This is a genomic window from Brevibacillus reuszeri (genome assembly GCF_002897295.1).
GTDB classification, from domain to species: Bacteria; Bacillota; Bacilli; order Brevibacillales; family Brevibacillaceae; genus Brevibacillus; species Brevibacillus reuszeri_A.
Map to the genome: position 1 here is coordinate 236,296 of NZ_BEXF01000002.1, position 25,204 is coordinate 261,499.

13 protein-coding genes are annotated in these 25,204 nt (G+C 46.9%); 5 read left to right on the forward strand and 8 right to left on the reverse strand.

What is annotated here, in order from left to right; translation table 11 throughout:
• Positions 1–50 precede the first annotated feature (50 nt).
• The 8 genes from C3B52_RS04230 to C3B52_RS04265 all read right to left on the reverse strand — a co-directional run bounded on the left by C3B52_RS04230 (position 51) and on the right by C3B52_RS04265 (position 14,415).
• Positions 51–788 carry an MBL fold metallo-hydrolase gene (locus C3B52_RS04230; RefSeq protein ID WP_103104851.1) on the reverse strand — a complete coding sequence of 246 codons (738 nt, stop codon included), beginning with the start codon at positions 786–788 and terminating at the stop codon, positions 51–53.
• A gap of 206 nt (positions 789–994) precedes the next feature.
• Positions 995–3,496 carry a GAP1-N2 domain-containing protein gene (locus tag C3B52_RS04235; protein ID WP_201264842.1) on the reverse strand — a complete coding sequence of 834 codons (2,502 nt, stop codon included), beginning with the start codon at positions 3,494–3,496 and terminating at the stop codon, positions 995–997.
• Positions 3,496–4,761: a TRAFAC clade GTPase domain-containing protein gene (locus C3B52_RS04240; RefSeq protein WP_103104853.1), complete on the reverse strand. Its 1,266-nt coding sequence runs from the start codon at positions 4,759–4,761 to the stop codon at positions 3,496–3,498. The genes C3B52_RS04235 and C3B52_RS04240 overlap by 1 nt, the downstream gene beginning before the upstream one ends.
• Before the next feature lie 12 nt (positions 4,762–4,773).
• Positions 4,774–5,409, reverse strand: coding sequence for a beta-mannanase (locus tag C3B52_RS04245; protein ID WP_103104854.1), 636 nt, complete (start codon positions 5,407–5,409; stop codon positions 4,774–4,776).
• Between the two features lie 173 nt (positions 5,410–5,582).
• A complete protein-coding gene (locus tag C3B52_RS04250) occupies positions 5,583–6,866 on the reverse strand; it encodes a vWA domain-containing protein (protein ID WP_103105065.1) in 1,284 nt (427 codons plus the stop codon).
• Positions 6,863–9,211, reverse strand: a complete 2,349-nt coding sequence (locus tag C3B52_RS04255; RefSeq protein WP_103104855.1) for a hypothetical protein — start codon at positions 9,209–9,211, stop codon at positions 6,863–6,865. The genes C3B52_RS04250 and C3B52_RS04255 overlap by 4 nt, the downstream gene beginning before the upstream one ends.
• Before the next feature lie 13 nt (positions 9,212–9,224).
• Positions 9,225–12,614, reverse strand: a complete 3,390-nt coding sequence (locus C3B52_RS04260; protein WP_103104856.1) for a tubulin-like doman-containing protein — start codon at positions 12,612–12,614, stop codon at positions 9,225–9,227.
• Between the two features lie 13 nt (positions 12,615–12,627).
• Complete coding sequence (locus tag C3B52_RS04265; protein ID WP_103104857.1) at positions 12,628–14,415, reverse strand: vWA domain-containing protein; 1,788 nt, start codon at positions 14,413–14,415, stop codon at positions 12,628–12,630.
• A 330-nt stretch (positions 14,416–14,745) separates the two neighbouring features.
• Between C3B52_RS04265 and C3B52_RS04270 the strand changes: the two genes are divergently transcribed.
• From C3B52_RS04270 to C3B52_RS04290, 5 genes are all read left to right on the forward strand, one after another.
• The gene (locus C3B52_RS04270; RefSeq protein WP_103104858.1) at positions 14,746–15,681 is read left to right on the forward strand and encodes a hypothetical protein; all 936 of its coding nucleotides are present in this window, start codon (positions 14,746–14,748) and stop codon (positions 15,679–15,681) included.
• Positions 15,682–15,695: 14 nt separating this feature from the next.
• Entirely contained in the window at positions 15,696–17,447 is a 1,752-nt protein-coding gene (locus C3B52_RS04275) for an SH3 domain-containing protein (RefSeq protein WP_103104859.1), read from the forward strand.
• A 140-nt stretch (positions 17,448–17,587) separates the two neighbouring features.
• Positions 17,588–18,229, forward strand: coding sequence for a YHYH domain-containing protein (locus C3B52_RS04280; RefSeq protein ID WP_103104860.1), 642 nt, complete (start codon positions 17,588–17,590; stop codon positions 18,227–18,229).
• Positions 18,230–18,585: 356 nt separating this feature from the next.
• Entirely contained in the window at positions 18,586–19,197 is a 612-nt protein-coding gene (locus C3B52_RS04285; protein ID WP_103104861.1) for a class D sortase, read from the forward strand.
• A 51-nt stretch (positions 19,198–19,248) separates the two neighbouring features.
• Positions 19,249–25,149 carry a SpaA isopeptide-forming pilin-related protein gene (locus C3B52_RS04290; RefSeq protein ID WP_103104862.1) on the forward strand — a complete coding sequence of 1,967 codons (5,901 nt, stop codon included), beginning with the start codon at positions 19,249–19,251 and terminating at the stop codon, positions 25,147–25,149.
• Positions 25,150–25,204 lie beyond the last annotated feature (55 nt).

Genomic DNA, 25,204 nt, shown 5'->3' on the forward strand with positions numbered 1-25,204 from the left:
AGCTGCTTTTCGCAGTGGGTGCCTTACCAGACTTTTTCATGCTTGTGCGATTATGATTGGATCAAAGCCTGCAGTTGCTCCTCGGCATTATCCTCGCAGACGCCGCCATGGTAACAAATCACAGACTGAATCTCTGTATTCTGCAGCTTTTTCAAGGACTGAAGTGCTGTATCCATATCCAGCGTCGTTTGCGGGACTGGTCCTCTAAGCATACCGCCCATATAAACCATGGCATCCCCTGCAATCAGCGTTTTACTGTTCTGCACATATAAACTGATATGTCCCGGCGTATGACCAGGAGTATGGATGACACGTATGCCGCCAAAAATCGGCAGCACATCACCATCTGCGAGAATCTTGTCCACCTTTGCCATTGGGGGAGTTTCGAAGATCGCTTGCATCTTCTTCCGCTCTTCTTCTGGCAGTGACGCCAGCATCGCAGCCATGCGCTCTGGATTTGTTTTGATAAGCGGGAGCTTCCCCTCAATATAAGGCTGATCAAGCTCGTGCGCATATACTTCAATCTGCCCGCTATATACTTGCACAATTTCAGGTAGACTACCAATATGATCGATGTCTTGATGCGTGATAATGACAGCCTTCAGTTTTTCTGGCGATACTCCTGCCTCTATCATAGCAGCGCGTAACAACTCCCATGACCCAGGCATTCCGGTATCCACTAAAACAGCCATCTGCTCATCCCATAGTAATGTCGGATGAATGGCAATTTTTCCGCCAAAAGCTTCTGCTTCTAACGTAATCATTTCTACTCCAGCTGCAACCTTCATACCTTTTTCCTCCTCGTTACAATAAGGTCATGTGAACTACATCCTTATATGTACCACGAACAAGGAGAAGGATTCAACGAATAAATATAATATTATATCATAAAAATAATTATTTGTCAATATACCAAATAGGTATTTCTTTTGAACAATTCATGGGGTACGTGTCCCTGATAACCTTGTTAGCTACAAAAGAAATACCTATTCTTTTACGGAGTTGTAGTTTTCGGTGGCTCTTCAGATAAACCGTTTTGCTCCGCTGGCACCACATACTCAACGGGCTCGATCTGTGGTTCGATCACGAGACGATACGACGGAATCCAGCCATTAGTAGATGGCACTCTCACTCTGTGAGCCGTGTCCGTAGATGGGTCTTTTCCCTGTGCTTCCTCTTGTCCTTTCTGCCAAAACGCGTAGCCACCCCATGCTCCTGCCGCCACCAGTACAAGCAAAACGGATGTTACAAACGCTTTGTTGCGAAAAAGCTTGACCAGCGGATTTGCAGTATCTCTGCGCACTTCCTCCAGCAGCTTGCGGAAATCTGAATTTCGAACCGCATACCAGCGTCTGCGCGATTCTTTATTGCGCAATCTGCGTCCTTTTCCTTCTAAAAAGAGCTGCTTCAATGCTTGGCGATAGGCAGGGAGCAAGTCTTTTTCTTCAAAAAACATACGCTGCGTCATCGTCCACTGAATAAATGCGTGGAGTACCGTCTCTCCGCCATTTTGTTCCACAAAGGTCAGCATTTCTGTGCAATGAAAGCCTTCCTGCCCAAATTGATCGTCCCGATAAAAGACGAGGGCAACCAGCGGAAAGCTGTCTTTGTCCAAAGGAGTGCTCAGCATATTTTGAATGATACGCTGCTGCGCGCGTGACTCCTCCGGGTCCCATTTGCGGAAAAACTCTGCCGGGTGAGGGGACCGTTTTTGTTCCAGTAGTTCCGCCAGATTGAGGAGCAGCTCCTGCTTCTGACGGCTCTCCACATCCAGCGTTCGTGAAAAGCTTTGCGTCTTTTCCTCCAAGAGTGCCACGATTTTTTGAAAATCATCCTTCGAGACAGAATCCAGAGCGAGATGCTTCAGGAGGGACTTGTCCAGCTCGTCCAAAAGCTCCTCCGCGTAACCCCGGGTTCCATCGAGATTTTCAAAAAACTGATGAATCGAGATCGCCGTATCCAGCTTCTGCCGCTCGCGACCAAACAGGTCCAGCAGCCGCTCTGTTGACACCGTAATGAAAAACGGATTTCTCAGTGCTTGCGGTGCCGTCTCCGTCCAAAACTGAATTTCTTTTAAGACCTGGCTGATTTGGGAGGCGCCGCGCAGACGTTCACTCACATAGTCTTCAAACAGTGGCTTAACCAGCTGTTTATGTCCAAAGATCGATCGCATCATAAAGCCAAACAGCTCGGGGTTTCTGGACAGGTGCTTGTACATCTCCGCTACATAACCGCTCTCTCTCAAGCCTTTTGCTTTCATCAGCACATCCATCACAAACCGGACGATCTCCATTTGCAGGCTATCCTGCTTGGTGACATTGTATGATTCAATCATTTGCTTGATCGTTACACTATCAGGCAGCTTTGTCGCCGTCACCGCCTCGGTCTCCACGCGTAACAGCACACTTTGCAAATCGATCAAACGCTTTTTGTGAATCAGGCTAGGATGACCCAAATAACTGTTCAATGCCTGCCAAACTCCTGCCCGATTGCGTTCGTAGACGGACATCCGACCTTTTTCGATCATGTAGAGTGCGCATAGCTCATAACAGGTGCTGACTCGCAGAGTAATGTTGGTGTCCGCACCCGCTAGCACTTCCTCGCAAAAGGCGTAGAAGGATGCCATGATCCGGGAATCATTCAGGAACTCCCAGGCAAAATCCAGGTACTCGTGAACACTCTCCTGTAAATCGACGTTGTAGATGCGTCCCTGGCTAAAATCAAACAAAAAGTCTTTATCGCTATGCCCACCACCAGGTCGAATGCTCCCTTTTTCCACAAACATAACGTTGATATGCTTTTTGCTCTCTGGCTCATGACTATAGGTCAAAAAACCAAAATGCCTGCGCATCTCATAAGGCAGACAGCTATACAAAATCGCAAGCAGCTCAGCAGACACAGCCGACAATGCACTTACCTCGACATTTAAGCTGATAAATACTTTCTTTTTCGCCGAGAGAGATGTCATCACCGCATACAGCAGCTGTTTGAAAACACGCTCATCGATACCGAGCTGCATGAGCCACTTCTTCCGATCGCTTGTCGTGACTATCTGATACGGAAGCTCCTCCAGTGCGGGCAGCTCCTTGCCCATAGCATCCTCGTGCGCTGTAGCAAAGGTACGTATGCCAAATAGCTTGCTCGGGTCCTTTATGAATTCATCACGCCGCTGCGCCGGAATGATGTAATTATGGCTGAAGAACGTATTTCGTTGTCCGGTGAAATCGGCCCCGACAAAAGCGCTTCTCCCGATAACCATTTCCCCAGATTCAGCATGGAAACAGACGAGCGCTTCTGGATACTGGGACAAATCACCCTCTGCTCGCTCTTGCAATTCACGCGGAGCATGGTAGACACAAAACGGATGGAGCGTCTTTTTAATAAACGTATTGTCCAGCCCTGACGATTTGGCGACAGTATCGTATCCTTCGTTCGAACGGAAAATCCCCTGTCGCCCGCGGGTGTAGTACTGCTGCAAAATGGGCTGACGGCTCACTACCGTTCCCTCCCCTCGATGTAATCCAGTTGATGCATTAACCAAATAAACGGCTCATCAACCCGAATCGGTGTCACGACGCCACTTACCTTTTGGTTAACCGGATTGCTTCCCAGCGCGGATACAGCGAAATAAGCCGTGTTGGTAAAGTAAACCTCAAGTGCGTCTTTAAACGGACGATCCACTTTTTCAATGAAGCGACTGATCTCGCCATTGATGTTCTCGAATTCGGTCGTATTGAGGTACTGCTCATGCACGAAATTACGGAAGACGTTGCTGTTGGACTTGATGTACTCGCCGTCATCCTCCTTGATCAGATGCAGCATGTCGCTCTTGGTCAGAACGACCGCCGTCGGGATATTCGTCTTGCTCTGCTCCTGATAGCCGATGAAGTTCTCAAACAGCGTAATGACTACCTCGCGCGGCTCATCGTATCTGGCTGTAAACTCTCCCGGCTCATCCCCGGCCTGAAGCATCACCCGATCGCGAATCGTTTTAATTTGCAACGGATCGACGAGGAACAAAATACCGGACGAGTTTTTCACATGCGCAGCATACAGCTCCAAATACTCGCGATCCACCATTCCCTCACCTGCTACGTCAAAAAAGACAAGGATTAACGGTGCCTTTTCACTGTCCTTGAAAATGAACTGAAAAATAAACGGCTCCTGTCGCTTTTCCTTTTGCGTGGAATCGAGCAGCTGTCCGCGTTCAAACAGTGGCGCCTCATAGTTCTCGCGGAACTTGCGGCTGATTTGTGCATTGAGTGGCATACATGCCGCATCGAAGTGGTTCGCGGTCGTATTTTGCAGCGTATGGATCAAGGATGTCATGTAGACAGACTTACCTACCTGCGAGGCACCGACAATGGAAATGATGTTGCTCGGTGCTTTCCCCGCCGTGATCGGCAGCTCGTTGTGGCACTTCGGGCACAGTCTGCGCTTGGACACCATGCCATAGCGATCGGTCACGCCTGCCAGCACATTGTCTACGTATAGATGATTCTCCTCAGGAATAGACTCCGGATCGATAATAGCCTCCAGCTCATCGATAGCATCCAGTCCGAATTTATCTCGGTAGTGGTTAAGAATCTCATCTTCCTGCAAGGCATAATCTTCGTCATCCTGACGATGATGTGTAGCCCGGAAAACAACCTGATCTGGTTCAAACTTGGCAAAGCAGTATGGGCAAACAATATCGTAAAAAGGAAGTCTTTCCTTCACTGGCGGCTTCTTTTCAAACATGTTTTTCAAAAAAGACAGCATGGCGCTCGCCTCCTATTCGGGTATCAGTTCGTACAGTTCCCCGTACTTTTTGCCATCCGTAAAAAAGAGCCGAATAACATCCTTCTTCTTTATTTCGATCTCTGGCATCAGGTTGACGCCTGGCTCCAGATCGCGAATAAAGGCGTACTGGGTCCCGTCGTCCTTATGGGCAGGAGCTGAGCCTTCCTTTTTTACGTAGCAAAGCACATCCTTGGGGATCGGGATCTCTGAAAAAATGCGAATCTGCAAGGATTGATGCGAGCTGAACCAATTTCGACCTCTTTTAAAAGAGTAATAGATTTTGGCTTTCCCCGTGCTCACATGGACGATATGTGCATCTCCCTCTGGAATGAGCAGGACAGGCTTGCCATTTTGTAAGCGGCAGGGAAAAATCCGATACGTAAACCGCCCGATGCCCTCCGTTTTTTCGCGCAGCCCTTTGTGTACCTTGTATTCCTCACGGGTGTAGAGCTTTAATTGCCCTTCGCTGATTTCGGATGGATCAAATGGGCTGCCATATGGGGATTTATGAACATAAACACAGGGTACGTCCGCAGACCAGTACCAGTTGAGCACATACTCGCTCCCCTGGTACTGACACGTGACATCCTTGATTAGCCGCTCTTGTGTTTCTTCGCTAACGATCATGACTCATCATGCTCCCTTACAATTCAGTTCAAAAAGGAGGATCAACAGAGCCGAGAAGTTCGAGGCGCGGCTGACCCGAGCAGCGCAGCGTAGGTATGACTACGTGAGCAGCGGAGGGGCAACGCAACGCGGAAATTCGACAGCTATGTTGACCGGACTTTTTGAACATCCCCTTACAGTTCGAACCGCTTGCTGCTTCGATTACCGCCTTCCAAAGCACCTGCGCTTTTTCGTCCAGATAACATCCGCTTTTGGATCGAAGTCGCTCCTCCGCTCGCAGAAGCAGGAAAGAACACCGTAAAAATGGTCAAGACGACAGCAAGCAGAGCCAAAGCGATCAGGCGTACGACCATATCGAGCAGGTCAATCGACATCAGCCCCATCTCCAAAACCAGTCCAGCAAGCAGACCAGCTACCGCCCCGCCAATGGTAAAGCTTTTTGCCAGATGACGATTGTCAAAAATAAGTCCCAGACCCAATCCTAAGAGTCCACCAATAATGAGCAGGCTAACGACTCGCAAAATTGTGTAGAAGAGGCTTTCTTCTGTCGCCCCTGTGCGCTCTGTTACCAGATTGCGGTCTTGTCGGCTTATATCGTAGATTTGACCAAAAATACCAGTCATTTCATCCGCATGATCGACGTTGAAATAACGGCCACCTGTTTCAGCAGCAATTTGTTCAAGCAAGCTAGTTCCTGCTGCATCGATTTTGCTCATTCCTACCGTGTGAATCAGGACATGATTTTGCTTGAACGGAGCCAGTGTACTTGGAACATCCAAATCGCTGTAGCCGTCAGACATCAGCACGACTGTACTGTTTTCAAGCTGACTGGACGCCTGCAGCTGCGCAAGCCCCTCTTGCAGGGCCAGCCCAATACGGGTCCCTCCATCTGTTCCCGTTTGATTAAGCAGCTTTTGGATTACTTCATCTCTGGTTGCTTTACTGCTTAAAGAAACCAACGGCTGCAATACTTCCGTACGGTCATTAAAGGTAACAACCGCAACCTTCATATCACTGTCCATTTTTTGAACCATGTCGGCCGCTGCCTTGAACAGTTGATTGTCCGGGTCTGACTGGCTCATGCTCCCCGAAGTATCGAGCACCAGCACAATGTTGTTGGCACCACTCGATTGCTGAAACGACGAGCCGTACAGAAGCTGCAGAAGCATGGCAGCGACGCCTACCATTACAAGCGTGCTGGGCACGAGCATTTTCCATGAGAATCCCAGATAGCGCTGCTTCCATCCGTATCCGTTTAGTCTTGGTGAAATGATTTCCGCGATCAGGCACATCAATCCTACAAAAAAGGCATACTGCCCAAAATAAAGTCCCATTACAGCCCATTGCGGAAACTCGCCAGACAAACGATCCAGAATGACTTCCCCTACCAAAAACCCTATGACGCCACCCACCAGGCTACATAAAACCATGAGCAGACTGAGCTTTCTTTGACTCATGACCATTCATCTCCTCCCCGGCGGTGAAAGACAAACCCGCTTTCCTCGTAGGAAGCATGGTATTTCTTGTTGTTGCGGTAAAACATCAGGTCTTCCATGCCAAATCCGCCCATCAGATTCATTTTTTCTATTCCGCTTTTTTGTTCCTCGTGAATACACCCTTGCTTGTAGGTGCGGGTTCTATCTGCTGAACGGAGAACATACTGGACAAAATCGTTACGGATATCCGCGAATAAATATTTTTCCTCATAGCGGTGTTTTTGCAAGAAATGAAAGACTTCGATGTGAACCGCAGCCCGTTCCTCGAGCACAAGGGATAGATCCTGGAACAAGTCCTCTTTGGTTAAAACCGTTCTGTTCTCGTAAGCGGCAGCAACATTGGCACGAGCGAGCAGCTCTGCTTCAAAGGACAGGGCAAATGTCGATCGCGTAAGTATTTCTGCCCTGCAAAACTGGCATAACCTCTCTACCAATCCAGCAATGCCGCTTTGGAAGAGTAGCGAGCCATTGCCGATAAACCTGGATTCGAGATAAAACCCGCTCCCGCGCTGTGCCTCCAGCGAACGAATCGTCTCTGTCACTACCGACTCGTAATATTCGTCCATGTTTTTGCCCAGATAATCAGACGCCTCACGAACACTTTTTTGGGCAATCTCCCGAAGCTGCTTCTGCAAGCCTTCGAGCTCATCTACTTTTACGCCAATCTCTCTATGAATCTTCTCTACCTGTTTCTCCAATTGCAAGAGGAGTTCCAGTGTAAGCTCCCATTCCAGGAGCTCGAATTTTTTACTGTATATCATGCTCAACAGATGGCGGACAAAGGTTCTGACCCGTTCCTTGTCTCTTGTAAAAAAACCGCCTACTCTGATTTCCTGCCGATCGACACGCTGCTGGTATAGCTCCTCCAGCTCTGTCTTTGTATACTCCAGCTGCCTGGTTGTTTCTCTGATCCCTGTGCGCAGCTCCTCCAACAGATTTGCACCATTTGCCTGCTCCGCTGTCAGCTGATAGGCTGCGTAAAGTCCCAAGCGCTCATCGTCTACCCATTCACGCTGGATCAGTTGTGCGAGTGATTCCTGCAAACTTAGGCTATCGACGCGATTCCGTGCCCCACGAGCCACATTGGCTTCAAAAAAGGCTTGGCTGCTGCCGTCAAACAAAGCCAGCTCGGCTTCCCGCAGGTTCATGCCAGAAAGCTCGCTGTAGCTGACACCAGAGGTCATCAGCCCGGTCATTTCCTCCAGCGCATGATCTTCGGGCATTACCGACCTGATTTTTCGCTCCAAATCATGGGCGGTCAGTCCCAGCTTTTCTCTCGCCTTTGTTTTCGGCAAATTTTCTCCAGCCTTTAACCTTTCCAGATAGCGGTCAAAAACAGCCGAGAGCACCGTTAGCGCAATCGCATGTGTAGGCCGCTTCACCTTTGACAAGCCAGCGCTGGCAAAATTGGTTTGACCCGTATCGACCGTAATGCTGCGAATAAATTGCAGCTTATTGTAGCCCTCGCTGTTCTCACTGAATTCGCGCTCTGCCTTTTTATTGTTCAAAAGCACAAGCTTGCTGATTAGCTCGTAATTTTCCTCCATGCCCGCTTCCAGAAACAATCCGTGCTCCGTCTTGTCGCTCAGCATATAAACAAGGGAGAATAACGGCGCATTTCGATGCTCAACAGGCAGCTTGACGAGATCCTCCGTCACCAGGAGATTTTCTGAAAAGTTGAAATCACTGCGCTGGTAACGGTTGATCTCTTCTAAAAAGCTGACTGACAGTGCCGCTGAAAACCCGAATGCTTCTCCACTGTTTTTTTCTTGCAGCAGGACATACAAATCGACCGACACATTTTTAAACAGTTCAGCGAGATAGCTCTTGAGCAGCAAGGTCAGCTCAGGCAATAAGATAGCAGCCGGATCGTCTGCACGAGTCACAACAGCAATATTCACCTGTTGAAAGGTCGTGAACAGCTTGCCCATTTCCGCTACTCGTACACTGGCCAGCTTAAGCGCCTTGTTCAATTCCATCTTGAACGATTCATCCTGTACAAAACGTTCGTAGATTGAGGTGCGCATCGTCTGCTTGCTTGCCTCCGGACGCGGCAGTCGGCAGCCAAGCACTTGCGGATGCTCCCACGTCTCCTCTTGAAAAGCATGCACGTAGAGGACGCCGTTGCCATTTTGCCAGCTTTGCTTGTTCAGGGCACAAACAGCTTGCAGCGCCTCCACGCATTTATCCCCGAGAAAGAGGAAAAGCACAGGGTTTTGAATGCTTGGCTGTCCATTCCCGCTATCCAGTTGTTTCTCCAAATCCGTAACGTAATGGGTCGCGAACTCTCCAATCAAATCCCTCATGCTTCCTCCTGTCTTATTGCAGCGTCTTGCGCATATCGTTTACTTTTGACCAAACTTTTTTGTAGAACTGATACATCTCTTCTCCATTGACGTACTCATCACGGTCATACTCCAGATCACTCTTCACCGCTTGGAAAGCAGCTGCGATCTCATCGAGCTTGGCAACCAGCTGATCTGTATCCTCGGCAGAGGTCATAGCGTCACTGCGGCGCGAAGCCTTGCGCTGAAGCGTAGCCATGCTCTTGTGATCCAAGCCTCGGAACTTCTCATAGATGGAGAATTCAATGTGCTTTCCTGCCTTCATCAGATTGATGAACGGCTCCCACGCTTCTTCTTCCTCGTCCTTGTCGTACACGTACAGCGCACCGCGTTTTACGATTGTGCCAGTATAGAGCGCCTCGATAAATCGTGTAACCAGCTCTTCCTCACCCTGAATGGCATTTACGATTTGCTCCAGCTCCGCGATTTTGTCCTCGATTTCTTTGTATTTGCGCACTTCCTCTTCCATCAGACGGATTTGCTCCGGATAGCGAATCAGATTTTCCTTCGCCATCTCTTCATTGATACTGCCAAACACATCGCGTGTGTACTCTTGCTCCAAGCCATCCCTCATGAAGCCCTTCAGCTCGACCAGCGCACGCTTGATCTCTCCTGGACTCAGCTTGGACAGATCGCCCTGTGCCTGGTACTTCGCCATGAACGAAGCGATCGAAAATGGCTTGGTGACGACACACTCATAACGGCTGCTCGTTTTGCTGTCGCTGCCTTTTTCCCGGATGCTGCCGTATCCAAGCGCTGTTTCGAACAGGCGACGAACCTTGGCGTTGTATGCTCTGATCCGGTCGTTTTGGTACGTATCGCCCCATGATTTTTCAGGGATCGGGGACGGCAGGTACGCCCAGTTGTTCTTTTCAGTTTGAACGAGGTGACGTCCAATGCCCTCGCGCTCCAGAATCGTGCGCTCGTAGCTTTCCTCATATACCTTCAGTGGCGTGTAAACGAACAGCGGAATCCCGTTTTTCGTATTCAGCCAGAAAATACGGTTTTTGACTTCACTTTCTTTGACCGTAAAGCGCGACCCACTGATGGCTGTATCCTGATAGTTTTTAATTCCTTTCAAAATCCCTGGCGCTTTGAGTGGTACGGATACGAAGCCCCAAGACGGGAAGTGCATATTGCCAAGATTGTTGCTGAGATGGAAAACCGGAATCGCTTCCTCATCCAGCTTGCTTGCAATCTTGCGCTCGACGATGCGATCCAGCGTCTCATCCTGCCCGTATTTGATCACCAGGAATTCTTCCATCGACTTGGTGATCAGCTCACCGAATTTTTCCGACAAGAATTCCGAAATCGAGCTGACGATATCCAGATCCTGCTCTTTTACCCACTGATCCGAATGGCGGAGCAGCTCGCTTGTAAAGTCGCGGATCAAATCATCGGATTCCTTTTGCTCCAAAATGTTGCCGACGACCTTGGCGATATCAGGCACGCTGACGATATTCCAATAGTACGTCTTGTTGCCGGTACGGTCGCTCTCTTCTCCGCCGTTGATCAGAATGTCGCCGTTTTTCTCGAAAATCTGGTTCAGCGTATTCAAAATTTCTGTAAACACGTTATAAATGCGATTGTTTTCCGCATTGAGCAAACGGTGCAGCTCTTCGTAGAATTCAATCATTTGCTCCAGCTTTTCCTGATCGGCGAGAAGCTGGTACTCATTGATTTTCGCTTCAATATAAAGGTTCTTCTTTTTCTCCTTGGAGATAAAAGCGCTGCGGGCATCGCCCAGCTTTTCACCCGCCACTTCACGCGCGCCCTCGATCTCACGCGGGAAGCTCTCCAGATTCGCCTTGAGGCTTTCCACATAGGACAAAATCATTTTCATCAGGCAGTAGCCTTTGTCCGAATGAATCAGACGGGACGCGTAAAATGGTCCTTGCTCCGGATGCAGGAAGACACGCGTAATCATTTCTCCAAATACAGAAATCATATCGCCTGGTGTCTGCTTCTTGCACTTGATGTACGCCTCCCGCGCCTTGGCGAGATAGCCTTGCTCCAGCTCGTGATCGATGCTTACAACCTGCTGGGAAATCACGTTGCTGTAGTTCAGGCGCTCGCTGTTTTCATAGCCAGGCAGCGGCTCAGGAACGCGCTCTTCAAACTTGCGTGAAATGGAGTCGATGTCAATCCCCAGCTTACGAGCGAACTTCTCTGCGTCCTCCTGGGTCGGAGCTACCGTGAACATTTTCTCCATTTTCTTAAACAGACGATAAGCCAAATACGTAGTCATTTCTTCGATCGGCAGGACAGCGGATGAAGCACCGATAACGTTGTATTGATAATTTGCCGCGTACGCCTTTGGCATTTGGTTAATATTCGTGCGGATATTGCTGATATAGTCATGGATCGCGAATTCTTCGCCGGAACGCTTTTCCTCACTCGCCATGAAGTTCGTAATGTTCTCCGCTGTTACGTTCATGCAGTAGTCGTAGGCGTTTTCCAGTGCTTTGCCTTCGAGATTTGTCGCCGAGATCAAATGGCACAGGTTGAACGGAGGCATCGGCGATTGTACGGTAAGCACGTTGCCGTATTGCTGACGGAAGCGCTCCATGCGCTCGTCCGTGTTCATCCAGTAGTCGAGCTCCTTCAGTGCTGCATAGCCATTTTTCATGATGTAGTCACGCGTATGGGAGCTGAGGCTCTTGTTCGACAGATTCACGTCAGGCGTAAACAGATAGCCCAGTGTATTGACCTTGTCTACCCCGCCGCTGCCGAAATCGCGCTCCAAAATGCCGCGAACGATATACGCGATATCGAGGAAGCAGCCACTTCCTGTTCCACCGGAAAGACCGCTCAGCAGGAATACCGTCAGCTTTTTATTCGTGCCCTCGCAAAGCATTTTGATCTTTTTCTCAATCGTTTGGACAACCTGCGTGATTTTTGTAAATAAAAGCAGACGTCCTGCCTGGCGAACCCCGGATGCACCGCTGATTCCGTCTGTGATCGTCAGCTCAGGGGAAAGCCAATCTGTGATGTACGGCTCCAGAATGCTTCGGTTTTGCAATACGCCACCGATCTCCGGATTGGACAACAGTACAAACTCGGTTACCGGATCGAGTCCGATGCCCTTGTACTTTTTATTGCGATCATGCTCGTTGGTCTCAAACGCGATATATTCGATATTGTCCGGCTTTTCCTTGCGCTTTTTCGAGAGAGCGTCTACCGGCAGCTTGAAGCGTCTGTTCACCTGGTATTTCAAGCGGAGCAAGGCATCAATCCCTGTTCCGCCCAATCCGATCACGAGCATCGGGTTATCAATTGTATCTACACGAATTTTGTCGCTGACGATTCCGCCGCCAAGCGAAACATCCAATTGTTGAATATGTTCTCTTACTACTGCTTTCATAATGGATCCACTCCTAGACGATGTAGTCTACAAAAACGGACTTGTTTACGTTGGTGAGAGAAATCTTGATGCGGTCGTTTTTCTTGAGTTCCTTGCCGCGGCTGACATCCAGCACACGCCCTGCCTTTTCAATCCGGCAGCTCGAACGATTCTCGATGATTAGCGTATCGTTTTTCCCCGGGAAAAAGACCACTTTCTCCGTTTCTGTAAATTCTGGCGCCAGCTGCAGGAGCTGATGCAGCTTGACCTTGCCTTTAAATGCGTTCAGCTTTTTGTACTGTGGATTTGATTTTTCGCCTGTATCCTCGTCCACAATCTCGATCGCGATCTGACCGGCGAAGCCTTTGTTGGCTTTGCGCCAGAGCGACAGTGCATACAAGCCTCCCCCAATTAATAGAATGAGAAGTGCGGTACCTCCTACTACGGTTGTCCACGGAAATGGTTTCGACTCTGCGGACGGATCGGTCGTAGCTGGCGGCTGTGGCTTGGCTGTACCTGCACCTTGGGTAGCATCTACGATCAGCGCTGGTGTCTCGCGATAAAAGCTCGTATCCTCCGCTTTTACTTTCAACTCGTATTGATGGTCAGCAGGGATCGTGAAGCTTCCTTCGAACCCGCTGCCTGTATTGTTCAGCGCAATCTCATTCGTTTGATTGTCGGTCTTGTCATGGACGAGCAAGGTTGCCTTCATCTGCTTGTAAATATCGGGGCTTGCTACCTTTTGTCCGTTTGAAACTAGCGCTGCTTTTACAGGAACGACATCTCCTGCCTTAAAGCTTTTGGCAGCTACCGGCTCCATCTCCAATTGCAAATCGTAGTTAAAGATCATATTGATATCGATCTTTTCCTTTGGCACACCTTTTACTTGCAGCTTCCAATCGCCTTGCTGCGGCTTAACCAGCTTGAGCATGGTGTAGGCATTTGATCGTGAAAGACGTATTTCATTAGAGGGCAATTTCACTTCCTGACCGCTTGGATCGAATAGCTTCACGTCTACCGCTTTTTGCGACATGATTGAGATGTTTGCCTCCAGGACGCTCGCGTTCGGTATCGAAATCGCCACTTCCTGCGTCTGACCATTGGAGACAAAGCTTTTCACTGGAACAACCTTTAGCTTGAGATGATTGGCAAAAATTTCACTCAATATTTGTGGGAGCTTATCCGCGGTGCTTGTTTCAAAAAATTTACCGTTCGTGTCTGCCGCAATTTGCTGGAGTGTCGTACGGTTTAGCTGTCCGTCTGCATTCAGTCCAATCGTATAGATCGGGTATCCTTTTGACCCCGCGACCTTGACCGCTTCCGCCAGATCACGATCTGAATCGGCCTGTGTGCGACTAGACGCCTTGTTCAAAAAATTGTTTCCGTCAGCGAGGAGTACGATGATCGGCGCATTTGCCGGGTCACGCCCTGCATCCAGAATCTTCACTGCTTCTTTTACCCCTACCGAAATATCGGTGTACGCGCCTTTTTGCAAGCTATCAATAAATGCTTTGATATCATTCTTGTCCTGCTCGGAATTGACCTGGATCAACGCCTTTTCTCGCTCGATCTTGTCGGTATAGGAGATGACGCCAATCTTGTTTGCCTGAATCGAGGTCATATCTACAAACATTTTCATCGCTTCGTTGCTGACTTTGTTTTTATCACTCTGGGTCATGGAATTGCTGACATCCACCACCAGTACGGCATCCATATTGCTTCCGCTGGTTTGCGCAAAACCAAGTTGGGTGCCTGAGATGACAAAAACCATCAGCAGTGCAAGACACACTACGTATCGACACAGCACTTGGAATCGTAACATTCTACTAAAACCCCTTACTCACAGTATTTGAGATATTGCAAAGAAAGTAAGACTATGCCACTATTACCACTAGATTCAAGGGTCATAATAGCGAAAAATGAGTGAAATAATTGCCCCTACACCTAATACGATACCACATGATTCTTTGTTACAGGTTTCGACACTTTCAATTGGGAGAAATTTTATGTTAACTTACTTTCTTCTTTTTGCTGCTTTCGTACTAGTAGCCATCCGCTTCTTTAAGCTGCTTCGACTAAAAAGGCGCAATCTCTCCAACGCCGAAATCGACCAGCATCTTCATGTCCTTTTGAATGAAAAGAGGGATCGGCCATGAGAAAAAGAATCGGTGTCCAATTTCGCAAAACCCGTAAGACTGCCCATACGTTTGAACGCATACAAGGCTGCAAGCGATGCCATACCTACCATGTTTTATGGGATACACACTGCGAGAATTGCGGCAGAGAATATACTCCAATCCGACAGCTTTCGACAACAGTGACACTTCGCTATGTGCAGACTCGTTTTCTTTTGCTGGGATTGTTCATCTGTCTTGCCATCCTCTCTGCTGATACGGTCTTGCAGCTTGCTCTCGCATTCGGAATTGGCATTCTCCTGTTTGCTCTGTTTTTCGTCATCCAAAAAAGGCTTGGCTCCTATGAAAAGGACGCGCAGTTTGTACGCTTTCTTACATCAGAAAAAGAGACGATCAAACAGTCGCTGGTCCATCATCTCGAAGAAATCGGTGCTGATGTAAAGGCGGAACGGATCAAGGATGCTTATGAGAAAACAAGAGAGATCGGGCATTTTATCGAATCGGACACGATCAAAATTCGCAAAATCATGTTTTTGAACCACTATGTGCTGCGCAAGGACATGGAGCTGGAGCTGGATACGCTGATCCCGAAGACGTATGACAAGGATTTTATGGAGTATTTACGCGAAGTGATCAAGGTGCAGCCTTGGCTCGTCAAAAAAGCAGTGCTTGATTATGTGAAGCGCTACAAAGCCCAGATTTTGCTTTTGGAAAACGGTGAGCAGCTTATTGGACAGGTTGCCGGTGCTGCCCTGCGGATGAAAACGTATATCGAGCAGTATCAGGATCTGATCATCGAGTTTATCGATTATTTGCCGCGTGAGCGACTGCTGCGTCTGGCAAAAATGGCAAGTACGAACCGTCACGAGGGCTGGGATCGACTCTATGAAGCTGTGAAAAACCGAGTGGATACCCACTACGCCTTTGATCCTGACTTTAAAGGAGTACTGTGAAGGAGCCGCCTCTGATGATTATCTCTTCCTATAAAAAATCGCTTTGGGTCCGAAATACTTTGCTCGTGCTTTGCTCAATTGCTGTCGTCGCGGTTTTGGTAAAGGTAGGCCTCGGCTATAAAAAAGTCAACCTGTATAAACAGGCGCAAGCATACTATTCCTCTCATGACCTGATCAAAGCAGAGGAGCTGTTTGCCAAGGCGGATGAAATTACAGTGCTTTCATATGGCGACGAGCAGTGGAATTCGTTGATGCATGGTCTAACGGCCACACGTCAGGAGCTTGAATCGATTCAACTTCAAGCGCGATCAGCGATTTCGGAAAATCAGGACGCACAAGTGCTAGAAACGTATGAGCTCTATCAGAACATGCGAAAGAGTAACAAGCAGCCAGGAGAACAGACTGCATTTTTTGAGCAGCTGTCGAGTCACCTCGGTATAGAAAAAGAATGGGCCGATTACTATCACCGCGCTCTTCAAGCAGCCAAAGATCAGTCCAAAGCAAATTTGGCACAACATTCGTACGAGAACGAGACGTTCATTCGTACGCTCGTCACCATCCCGGATGAATATTTTGGCGGCGCGAAGCAAAAGCAAAGCGAGCTTGCTGACCTGTTCCAGGAATATGAAAAAACCAAGCTGCGTACGTTGACAGCTTCTGCCCCTTTTGATGAGGTAGTCGCACGTACAGCCAAAAGCTTGCGCATGTACCGGGAAATCGGGGTCAAGGCAGATTGGCTGCTAACAGGGCTGGAACGATTTGCACAGAGCGAGATCAATCTATCTATTCGCCAAAAAGATCTGAGTGCCTTTATTTCCCAGTCGATTGCATATCGAAAGATCGAGGACGTGCTACCGCGGGATTCCTCAGTACTTGCCGCGATTACTCGCCATTTGGAAAGCCGAGTCAAGCAAGCTGAGCAGTACATCCAATCGCGCCAATTTTCCAAGGCTATTGAGCTCTATCAGGAACTGAACGCGCTCATGGATACTGGGGCACTGATTGCGACTGCTGAGGAAAGCTGGCTGGCCCATGATCCAACACGTCTGCTCCATGAAAAATACCCAGATAAGAAATTCCGCTCCGTCCTCTCTGGAGCTGCTCGTTGGGGTGCCCAGGTGTACGCTTTTGGACTGGAGGAATCTGAGCAACGACTTTATTTTGCAGCCAAAAAAGAAGATGACTCTCTCGCTTACTTGGAAGTGGGCTTAGAAAATGTGGATATGAAGTCGGCAAAAGTTAGCATTTCGGATAAGCTTGGAGAAAAAGATGCTCCCCTCATCATGATCGAAGCTGACGGCAAAGAACGTCCTTTTTCTTACATAGGCTTGCTTCCAGCTCTCTCAGAAAATGTGATTCATAAACGTTTTTCGATTGAGGCGGATGAGTTTTCGATCGTAGACTCTACGCACATCCTCATCAAAAACGCCGTGGGTAAAGGCGGGCAGGAATTCGCCTCATTCATACTCGATGAGACAGGATTGGTATACGACCAAAAGATAGCCGATATAGAGGAAGCCACTACTCCAGAGGAATCTGGGGAGAATGAATATCCCCCGGACCTACCTCCTGTTAGTCAAACCGAGCAGAATGGGCAAAAGCCGCATCAAGTCTCGGTTTACGCAGGTCCTGGAGAAGAATACGAAAAAATTGGCCAAATCTCATCAGATAGCTCCATTCAAGTAGTGACTGATCTAAATGGCTGGTACCAAATCCAGGTGAATGGCAAAGAAGGCTGGATTCGTGCACCGCAGCCAGCTCCGTAAAAGTAAAGCTCCTTGTGACGAGGTTGTACTCACTCGCTGCGGGAGCTTTTTCCCTTTTTCTCAACTACCCACTCGAAATCACTTACAAAAATGGGCCATATTGGTATAATCGATGGATATCTGAACTAAGGAGGTTAGCCATGAAAAGATTTATCAGCTTTTTTGTACTCATGCTCACTCTTTTCTTTTTACCTTTTCAAACGATTGATGCTCATCCTGGTAGAACAGACGCAAACGGCGGTCACACCTGTCGTACCAATTGTGAAAAATGGGGCTTACAGTATGGACAATATCACTATCATAATGGTGGTGGAGGGTCTTCTACGAGCACTCGTACGACATCCTCTCCCCCTAAGACTACGGCTCCAAAAGCGAAGCCACAAGCTGCTCCTGTTGTCCAAAAGAAAGTCATTATCGCTGTAGATAATGCAAATGTACTCGCGTCCCCTTTAATTGATTCCTCAGTCGCTGCAACCTTGTGGTACGGCTTTGAAATCAAGGACTCAGGAAACCATCCAGATTATGCATCGATTGATCAAGGCTTTGTGTCGAAAAGTTTACTTGCTACCTATACTCCCATTACTCCCAAGACTGTAAAAATTCAAGCTGAGAAGGGGTACTTCTTCTCCACAGCTTCCTCTGAAAGCACGGGTAGGGGCTTCGCTGCCAAAGATACCCTGGTTCAAGTCGTTGGAGAGAGTGGCGACTGGTACTTTGGTTCAACGAAAGATGCGAACGGAAAAATACTCGTTGGCTTCGTTTCCAAGTCAGTAGCCTATTAATCTGTATTTTGTTTATATATCAATCAAGACTACATGCGGTATTCACCGTAGGTAGTCTTTTTTCATTTAACATACCTGACTTTCCCCCTTCCCTTCTCCTTTGCTTCTTATCAAAACTCCCGTGTTTTCTTCATTGGTATTGTCGAAATTGTTCAGAAGTTGTTCAGAACGATTTCGTAAACTGGTGGTCGGCATCTCTCATTCTTCATTAGGACGAGTATCCGTAGGGGCGTTGATACTTACACAAACAACTGTGGCATAGAGACATGCCGTGATATTTTCACTCACTCAAAATCTAGGGGAGATAAGAGAGGAGATGTGATTAAAAACAAAGCTAGCAGAGGGGGGATAGTAGAATGCGAATTGCATGGAGCATCGGATTTATACTGATCGGCATACTCCTGCTCTCCTATCCTCAAATCGAAAAGAGAGCTTCAGACGCTAAGCAGCAGCAACTGATTGAAGCTTTCGAACAGTTAGGAACCATTAGCGAGCAGGTGGAAGCTATACCGACAACCGATGTAGCTCCAATCCCGCCGGCTCCCGAGCAGCTCGCTTTATTAGACGGAGCACGAGGCGTCATCCGGATTCCAAAAATCGATTTGCAAATGATGATTTTTGAAGGCTCTGGTGAGGCTGCGCTCAGCAAGGGTGTAGGCATGATTGAGAAAGAAAAACAATTTGGCAAGAGCAACGTAGGGTTGGCAGGACATCGGGCTATTGCGTATGGCAAACAATTTAATCGGCTGGATGAGCTCGCTCCTAGCGATGAAATCGAGATAAGGACAAAGACAGACAGTTATACATTCGTAATCATCAAAACGTTTGTTGTTGACCGTACACAAGTAGAAGTTCTTGAAGATCAGAATGAACCAATGCTCACCCTAGTTACATGTACACCTATCGGTAAAAAGGACCCGATAGATCGGTTAATTGTGCAGGCGAAATTAAAAGATCACACTAAATGATGACACTGTATTTGGAAATGAATAAGCTTTTATTAATTTTAGGAGGAGCATATGCAAAGAAAGACATGGACAGTTATGTTTGCTATCATGCTCATCGTCCATAGCTTTTTCAACTGGGTAGCACCTACGTACGCTGAAACGAGTGGATCAGTCGTGACCTCGGGTGTTGGCGATGAAGCTGGGCAAATAGGGCAAGTTAAAAATGATTCAGCCGTAGAGGAAGGAGAGAGTGTCGACCAAACCGACAGTAGTAGTGAAAATCAGCCTGATGGTGAAAACCCAACTGATGGTGAAAACCCAACCAGCGGTGAAAACCCAACTGGCGGTGAAAACCCAACTGGCGGTGAAAACCCAACTGGCGGTGAAAACCCAACCAGCGGTGAAAACCCAACTGGTGGTGAAAACCCAACTGGCGGTGAAAACCCAACCAGCGGTGAAAACCCAACTGGCGGTGAAAACCCAACTGGCGGTGAAAACCCAACCAGCGGTGAAAACCCAACCAGCGGTGAAAACCCAACAGGTGGTGAAAACCCAAATAGCGATCCAAGCACCACCATTCCCATCGACATTCCAGAAGAGATCATCACTGCACCTCCTCCACCTCCTGAGCCAACTATCATCACAAAAAATCTCCTTACTGGCGTAATTGTTGAGGGTAAAGATGGAAAAGACATTTCTACCGATGATATCCGCGTAGATGTGGAATCTCCTGTCATGATTACTTATTACTGGGAACTGGAAGATGGTCACGACTATAGCCCTGGTTCAACTTTTTCCTTCCAATTGCCAACAAATTTTAAAGCAGATGTGATTGAGCCTGAAGACTTATTATTTGGCGGCGATGTAATAGGAACTTACGAAGTCGATGGCAAAGGAAAAGTCACCTTTACATTTAACGAAGTGATTGAAGGTGGAACGGGAATCCATGAAGGTTACTTCCGTATAAAAAGAGAATTTAGCGAAGATGTCAAGAATGGAAGCACTAAGCAAAAGATTGTATTTGAAGATCTAAAAAAAACTATCCCGGTCCATTTCAGTAGTGCAAACGATAGTGACATAACAAAGACTGGGAAAGCAAACAAAGATATCAATCCAAGCCAAATAGACTGGACAGTCGATTTAAACCTTGGGGAAAAACAGATCAATAATGCGATTTTCAAAGATGAACTTCCAAACGATTTAGAAATTGATAACAATTCTATTAAAGTAATTCCCCTAGAAGTCCCAATAAAAGGAGAGCCGGTTGAAATTGAACAAGATGAAGTAAGTAAAGCTCTCAATCCTAAGATAGAGGATAACGTCCTTATTATTGAGTTTGGTAACATTAATGGTGCTTACAGGGTTATGTACAAAACCACCATCACTGATACTCCTGATAATATTGAAAGGACCCACTTTACAAATAAAGCAACGATCTCAGGGACGTACCTCCAACAGTCTTGGACTAAATCCGGTACATTCGATGTACCTGTAAAATTTAGTAAGCCATTAGCCAAAAAGTCCGTTTACCATCCTTTCACCCAAACGATTGATTGGGAAATTCAGTACAACTACAATGAGCAAAAGTTAGCTACTAAAAATGAAGCCTGGCTAGTGGATACCTTTGATCCATCTCTAGTACTGTTGGAAGACACATTGAAGGTCTACCCTGTAGAGATCAATCCTGATAATGGCGAAGGAAATGTAATTGGGGAAGCTCTTGACGATAATGTCTATACTTTAACGAAAAATCCTAACCCACCGGATGTTGGCTTCAAGCTTGAGTTTAATAATGGAATTGATTCGGCATACAAAATTGTCTATCAAACAAAATTCAATGATCGAGTCTACGAAGACCGTGAAATCACAAATAAGGTAGAGATGTATAATCAAAAGCCTGTAACGGAAAGACTAGATATTTGGCAAATGATCTTCTCGAAGCAATACGATAAGATCGACTATGCGAACAAAAAGATTCAGTGGACGCTTTCTATTAACGCGGATACAGAGTCTCTGACAGGTTTAATGAAAAACGTTTCGATCAAAGATCGCTTTGAAATAAACCAACAAGGTGAATCGCTAGGGTTAACTCTCGATAAGCTGAGTATATTTGATCCGGTTACGAAGCAATATTTAGAACAAGGTGAAGACAAAGATTACACACTAACACCTGATGCTGACAACAAAGGATTTACCATTCATTTCCACAAGGAAATTAATGCTAAGCATACGATCACGTATACGACAAACTTCGATTCTACCATGCCAAAGCTTCCACAAAAGTATGAGAACAACGCTGAGCTCACGTGGATCGAAACAAAAGATTCAACCAGTCATTCCATCAAGAAATCCGCTGAAGTGATTCCAGACCGGTACACTAAGAAAAACGGTGAAAAAACCGGTAAGTATGATACAGACAAAAAAGCAATTGCCTGGCAAGTTGATGTCAACTACAACCTCCATAAAATCAGTAACGCAGTCATTGAAGATGAATTCGAACCAGGACAAGCTTTGGTTCCCGGATCGCTTGTAGTGTATGAATTGGAACTGAATGGTAATGACAACGGAGTGGATCCTATCACCGATAAAGAAGTAAAGCCAGTTGAGGTAACTCTTACTGAGAACGGTTTTACTTTGGCGCTTGGAGAGATTGAATCTGCCTATCGTATTGTGTATCAAACAAGCTTGGAAGACGTATCAATTGAAGACAAGTACTGGAACCACGCAACGCTGTATGATAAAGAAAAAGGGAAAGATAATCCTCTGTATGATGAAACAATTACAGTCCCAATTCCACGTGGTGACGAGTACATTGTTAAAACAGGTACACAAGGGACAACAAGAGAAGATGAAGAGTTTGCATTTTGGACTGTAGAGATTAATCCAAGCCAGTCCTACATCTCAGCAGGTGCTTCCCTTACGGATACACTATCATCAAATCAAATTCTTTTACCAGGGTCATTCGAGCTCTACTCAGCAAAGGTCAGCAATTCTGAGAAAGATCGAGGTAGACTGTATTACGAGTCATCCGATAACTTAGAACTAAACGATCCTAACGACAATTACAAATTAGATGTTTCTGGAAATACCTTTACCCTGACATTCAAGAACGCGATCAACAGAGCCTACATTCTGAAGTACAAGTCGTTCATTAATGAGATCAGTGGCTTAAAGATAAATAATAATGCCACCCTCAATGGCGTCCTAGCATCCAATAATCAGTCAAATGAAACGATTACGGTTAAAAAGTTTAGCTGGGAAGCTGGAGGAAAACTCTACAAAGGTGACCTCAAGGTCTTTAAACAAGACGGCAATGGAAAGGCATTAGCGGGTGCTGCATTCGCCCTTTACCCCAAATCTGGTGTAACTGGCGATCCACTTATGGGGCCTTTTATGACTGATGAAAATGGTGTAGTAGAGTTCAAAAACCTTATTCTCAAAACGTATATCCTTAAAGAGGTATCCGCTCCAGATGGATACGTGATCGATCCTGATTATAAGGTTGGAAAAACAATCATATTAAGCGACAAAAATGACGCCTGCCAAAAGGCACCTGATAATCCTGACTATTTCAATTGCACACAAACTATTACAAACAAGCTTCTGCGCAATGGCTTCACAGTTACAAAGGTCGATGAAGCCGATCACATTACAAAGCTTGACGGTGCTGTCTTTGAGTTGCAACGTAAATTAGCAAACGGCGATTTCGAAAAAGTAGCTCTAACAGAGGGAACGGTAGATGGAGAAGCCTCCATTGGTGATTTGCAACCGGGCATATACCGTCTAGTAGAAATAAAAGCACCAAAGGGGTATCAGCTCAACCCCGATTCTTCCAAAGAATTTGAAATTAAAGCAGACCAAACAGAAATAGAGCAAATTACTTTTTCAAACAAAATCTACAAGGGAACTGTTGAACTGGAGAAGGTTGACTACTTCACGAAAACACCTCTAGGTGCCGGCGTTACCTTTGACCTCTATGATAGCAATAACAACAAGATTTATAGCGATTTAAGAACTGATTCAAGTGGTAAGATCGTAATCAATGACTTGCCAGCAGGCAGCTATTATCTTCGTGAAACAAGTACGCTTGCTGACTATCAGTTGGAAACAGTACCTCTTCCTTTTGAATTCAATGAAGAAATAGCCACTATTACGGCTGCAGGTGACTTAGAGCTGAAGCTCACTGTTCCCAATAAATTGATTCCAGGTTCAGTCAAGCTGGTCAAATTCAGAGAGGGTTATCCAAACCACAAACTGGAAGGTGCCGAATTCTCCATCTACGATAAAGAAAAAGATGGAAACATCGTGAAGGACCAGGACGGCAAAGAACTGAAAGGTCTTACAACCGATAAAAACGGCGTTATTTTGGAAGGCAAGCTGAATCCTGGTGACTATTGGTTCGTCGAAACAAAAGCGCCAGCAGGCTATGTACGCGATAGCAAGCCGATTCCTTTTACGATTGAAAGAAGTCAGCAGCAGCTCGTTGAAATCTTGGTGGCAAACAAAATCGCCACAGGCCCAGTTATCCCACAACAAGGCTTCGAGTATATCAAAGTCGATGCTGAAAACCACGACAAAAAGCTGGAGGGCGCAGTTTTCAACCTTGAGCGCAAAACCGGGGATACGTTTACTCTTGTAAAAGAGCTCACTACTGACTCCAACGGAAAAATCGCTGATCGCGATTTGGAGCCAGGTATCTATCGTCTCGTAGAAACAAAATCCCCTGCTGGCTACAAGCTTGACGATACACCTGTCGAATTTGAAATCAAAGACAAGCAGACAGAAAATGTGACAGGTACCATCACTAACAAAATCAATAAAATCTACGTCACCACTCTTGAGCTTTCGAAGGTAGACTACTACACCAACAAACCTCTTGGTGAAGGCGTCACGTTTGATCTGTATGATAGCAAAGGAACCAAGGTGCACAGCGATTTGACGACTGACGCAAAAGGTAAAATCGTACTCAACGATTTGCCAACAGGAAGCTACCGTCTCGTTGAAACCAAAACCCTTGCTGACTATCAACTGTCAAAAGAACCTCTGCTCTTTGATCTGAATGAAAAAGTAGCCGAAAAAACGGAAGAAGGTACGTTAAAGCTCAAGCTGACCGTTACCAACAAATTGATTCCGGGCTCTGTCAAGCTGATCAAAGTAAATGCAGAATCTCCGGATGAGACACTGGAAGATGCCGTATTTACCCTCGAGGACGAAAACGGAAATACCATCGAAAGTGGACTTACGACCGATCGCAATGGTGAACTGACAGTAACTGACCTCAATCCTGGAAACTATCAGTTCATCGAAACCAAAGCACCAAAAGGCTACGAAAAGGATCGTACTCCGATTCCATTTACAATTGATCGCAGCCAAAAAGAAGCAGTAGTCAAGACGGTAAAAAATAAGAAATCCACCGGCAATCCGGGTGGACCTGGCGAACCTGGAGGGCCTGACACCCCAGAAAAGCCAGAGAAACCGGAAAAACCAGATAAACCGGATAAGCCAAACAAACCTGAGCAACCTGGAACCCCTGGACAACCTGGAACCCCTGGACAACCCGGAACTCCTGGACAACCTGGAACTCCTGGACAGCCTGGAACTCCTGGACAACCTGGAACTCCTGAACAACCTGGAACTCCTGAACAACCCGGAACTCCTGGACAACCTGGAACTCCTGGACAACCTGGAACTCCTGGGCAACCTAGCAACCCAGATCAAGCTAACAACGCTGGACAAACAAACAATGCTGGACAAACAAACAATGCTGGACAAACCACCACACCAAGCGGCTCTGGCAACCCTTCAGGAGCTGTAGCCTCCAACAACGCAAATAATAACAGCAACGTAGCTCCTTCACGGAATGTTTTACCGAAAACGGGTGAGGAAGCAAATGTAGGTATTCTTATTGCCGGAATTGCTTCCATTGCAATTGGTATCACCATCCTGCTTTATCGCAGAAAAAGAAACGCGTAATACGTGAAGAGGACTATCGTCAGGGTCATTCCTGAGATAGTCCTCTTTTTCCACT

What these genes read in the sequence shown, in the direction of transcription:
- C3B52_RS04250 (WP_103105065.1), bottom strand. Translation starts at nt 6,866, where the DNA reads ATGAGTCAAAGAAAGCTCAGTCTGCTCATGGTTTTATGTAGCCTGGTG.
- C3B52_RS04290 (WP_103104862.1), top strand. Translation starts at nt 19,249, where the DNA reads ATGCAAAGAAAGACATGGACAGTTATGTTTGCTATCATGCTCATCGTC.
- C3B52_RS04255 (WP_103104855.1), bottom strand. Translation starts at nt 9,211, where the DNA reads ATGAGGGATTTGATTGGAGAGTTCGCGACCCATTACGTTACGGATTTG.
- C3B52_RS04265 (WP_103104857.1), bottom strand. Translation starts at nt 14,415, where the DNA reads ATGTTACGATTCCAAGTGCTGTGTCGATACGTAGTGTGTCTTGCACTG.
- C3B52_RS04230 (WP_103104851.1), bottom strand. Translation starts at nt 788, where the DNA reads ATGAAGGTTGCAGCTGGAGTAGAAATGATTACGTTAGAAGCAGAAGCT.
- C3B52_RS04260 (WP_103104856.1), bottom strand. Translation starts at nt 12,614, where the DNA reads ATGAAAGCAGTAGTAAGAGAACATATTCAACAATTGGATGTTTCGCTT.
- C3B52_RS04275 (WP_103104859.1), top strand. Translation starts at nt 15,696, where the DNA reads ATGATTATCTCTTCCTATAAAAAATCGCTTTGGGTCCGAAATACTTTG.
- C3B52_RS04280 (WP_103104860.1), top strand. Translation starts at nt 17,588, where the DNA reads ATGAAAAGATTTATCAGCTTTTTTGTACTCATGCTCACTCTTTTCTTT.
- C3B52_RS04285 (WP_103104861.1), top strand. Translation starts at nt 18,586, where the DNA reads ATGCGAATTGCATGGAGCATCGGATTTATACTGATCGGCATACTCCTG.
- C3B52_RS04240 (WP_103104853.1), bottom strand. Translation starts at nt 4,761, where the DNA reads ATGCTGTCTTTTTTGAAAAACATGTTTGAAAAGAAGCCGCCAGTGAAG.
- C3B52_RS04245 (WP_103104854.1), bottom strand. Translation starts at nt 5,409, where the DNA reads ATGATCGTTAGCGAAGAAACACAAGAGCGGCTAATCAAGGATGTCACG.
- C3B52_RS04270 (WP_103104858.1), top strand. Translation starts at nt 14,746, where the DNA reads ATGAGAAAAAGAATCGGTGTCCAATTTCGCAAAACCCGTAAGACTGCC.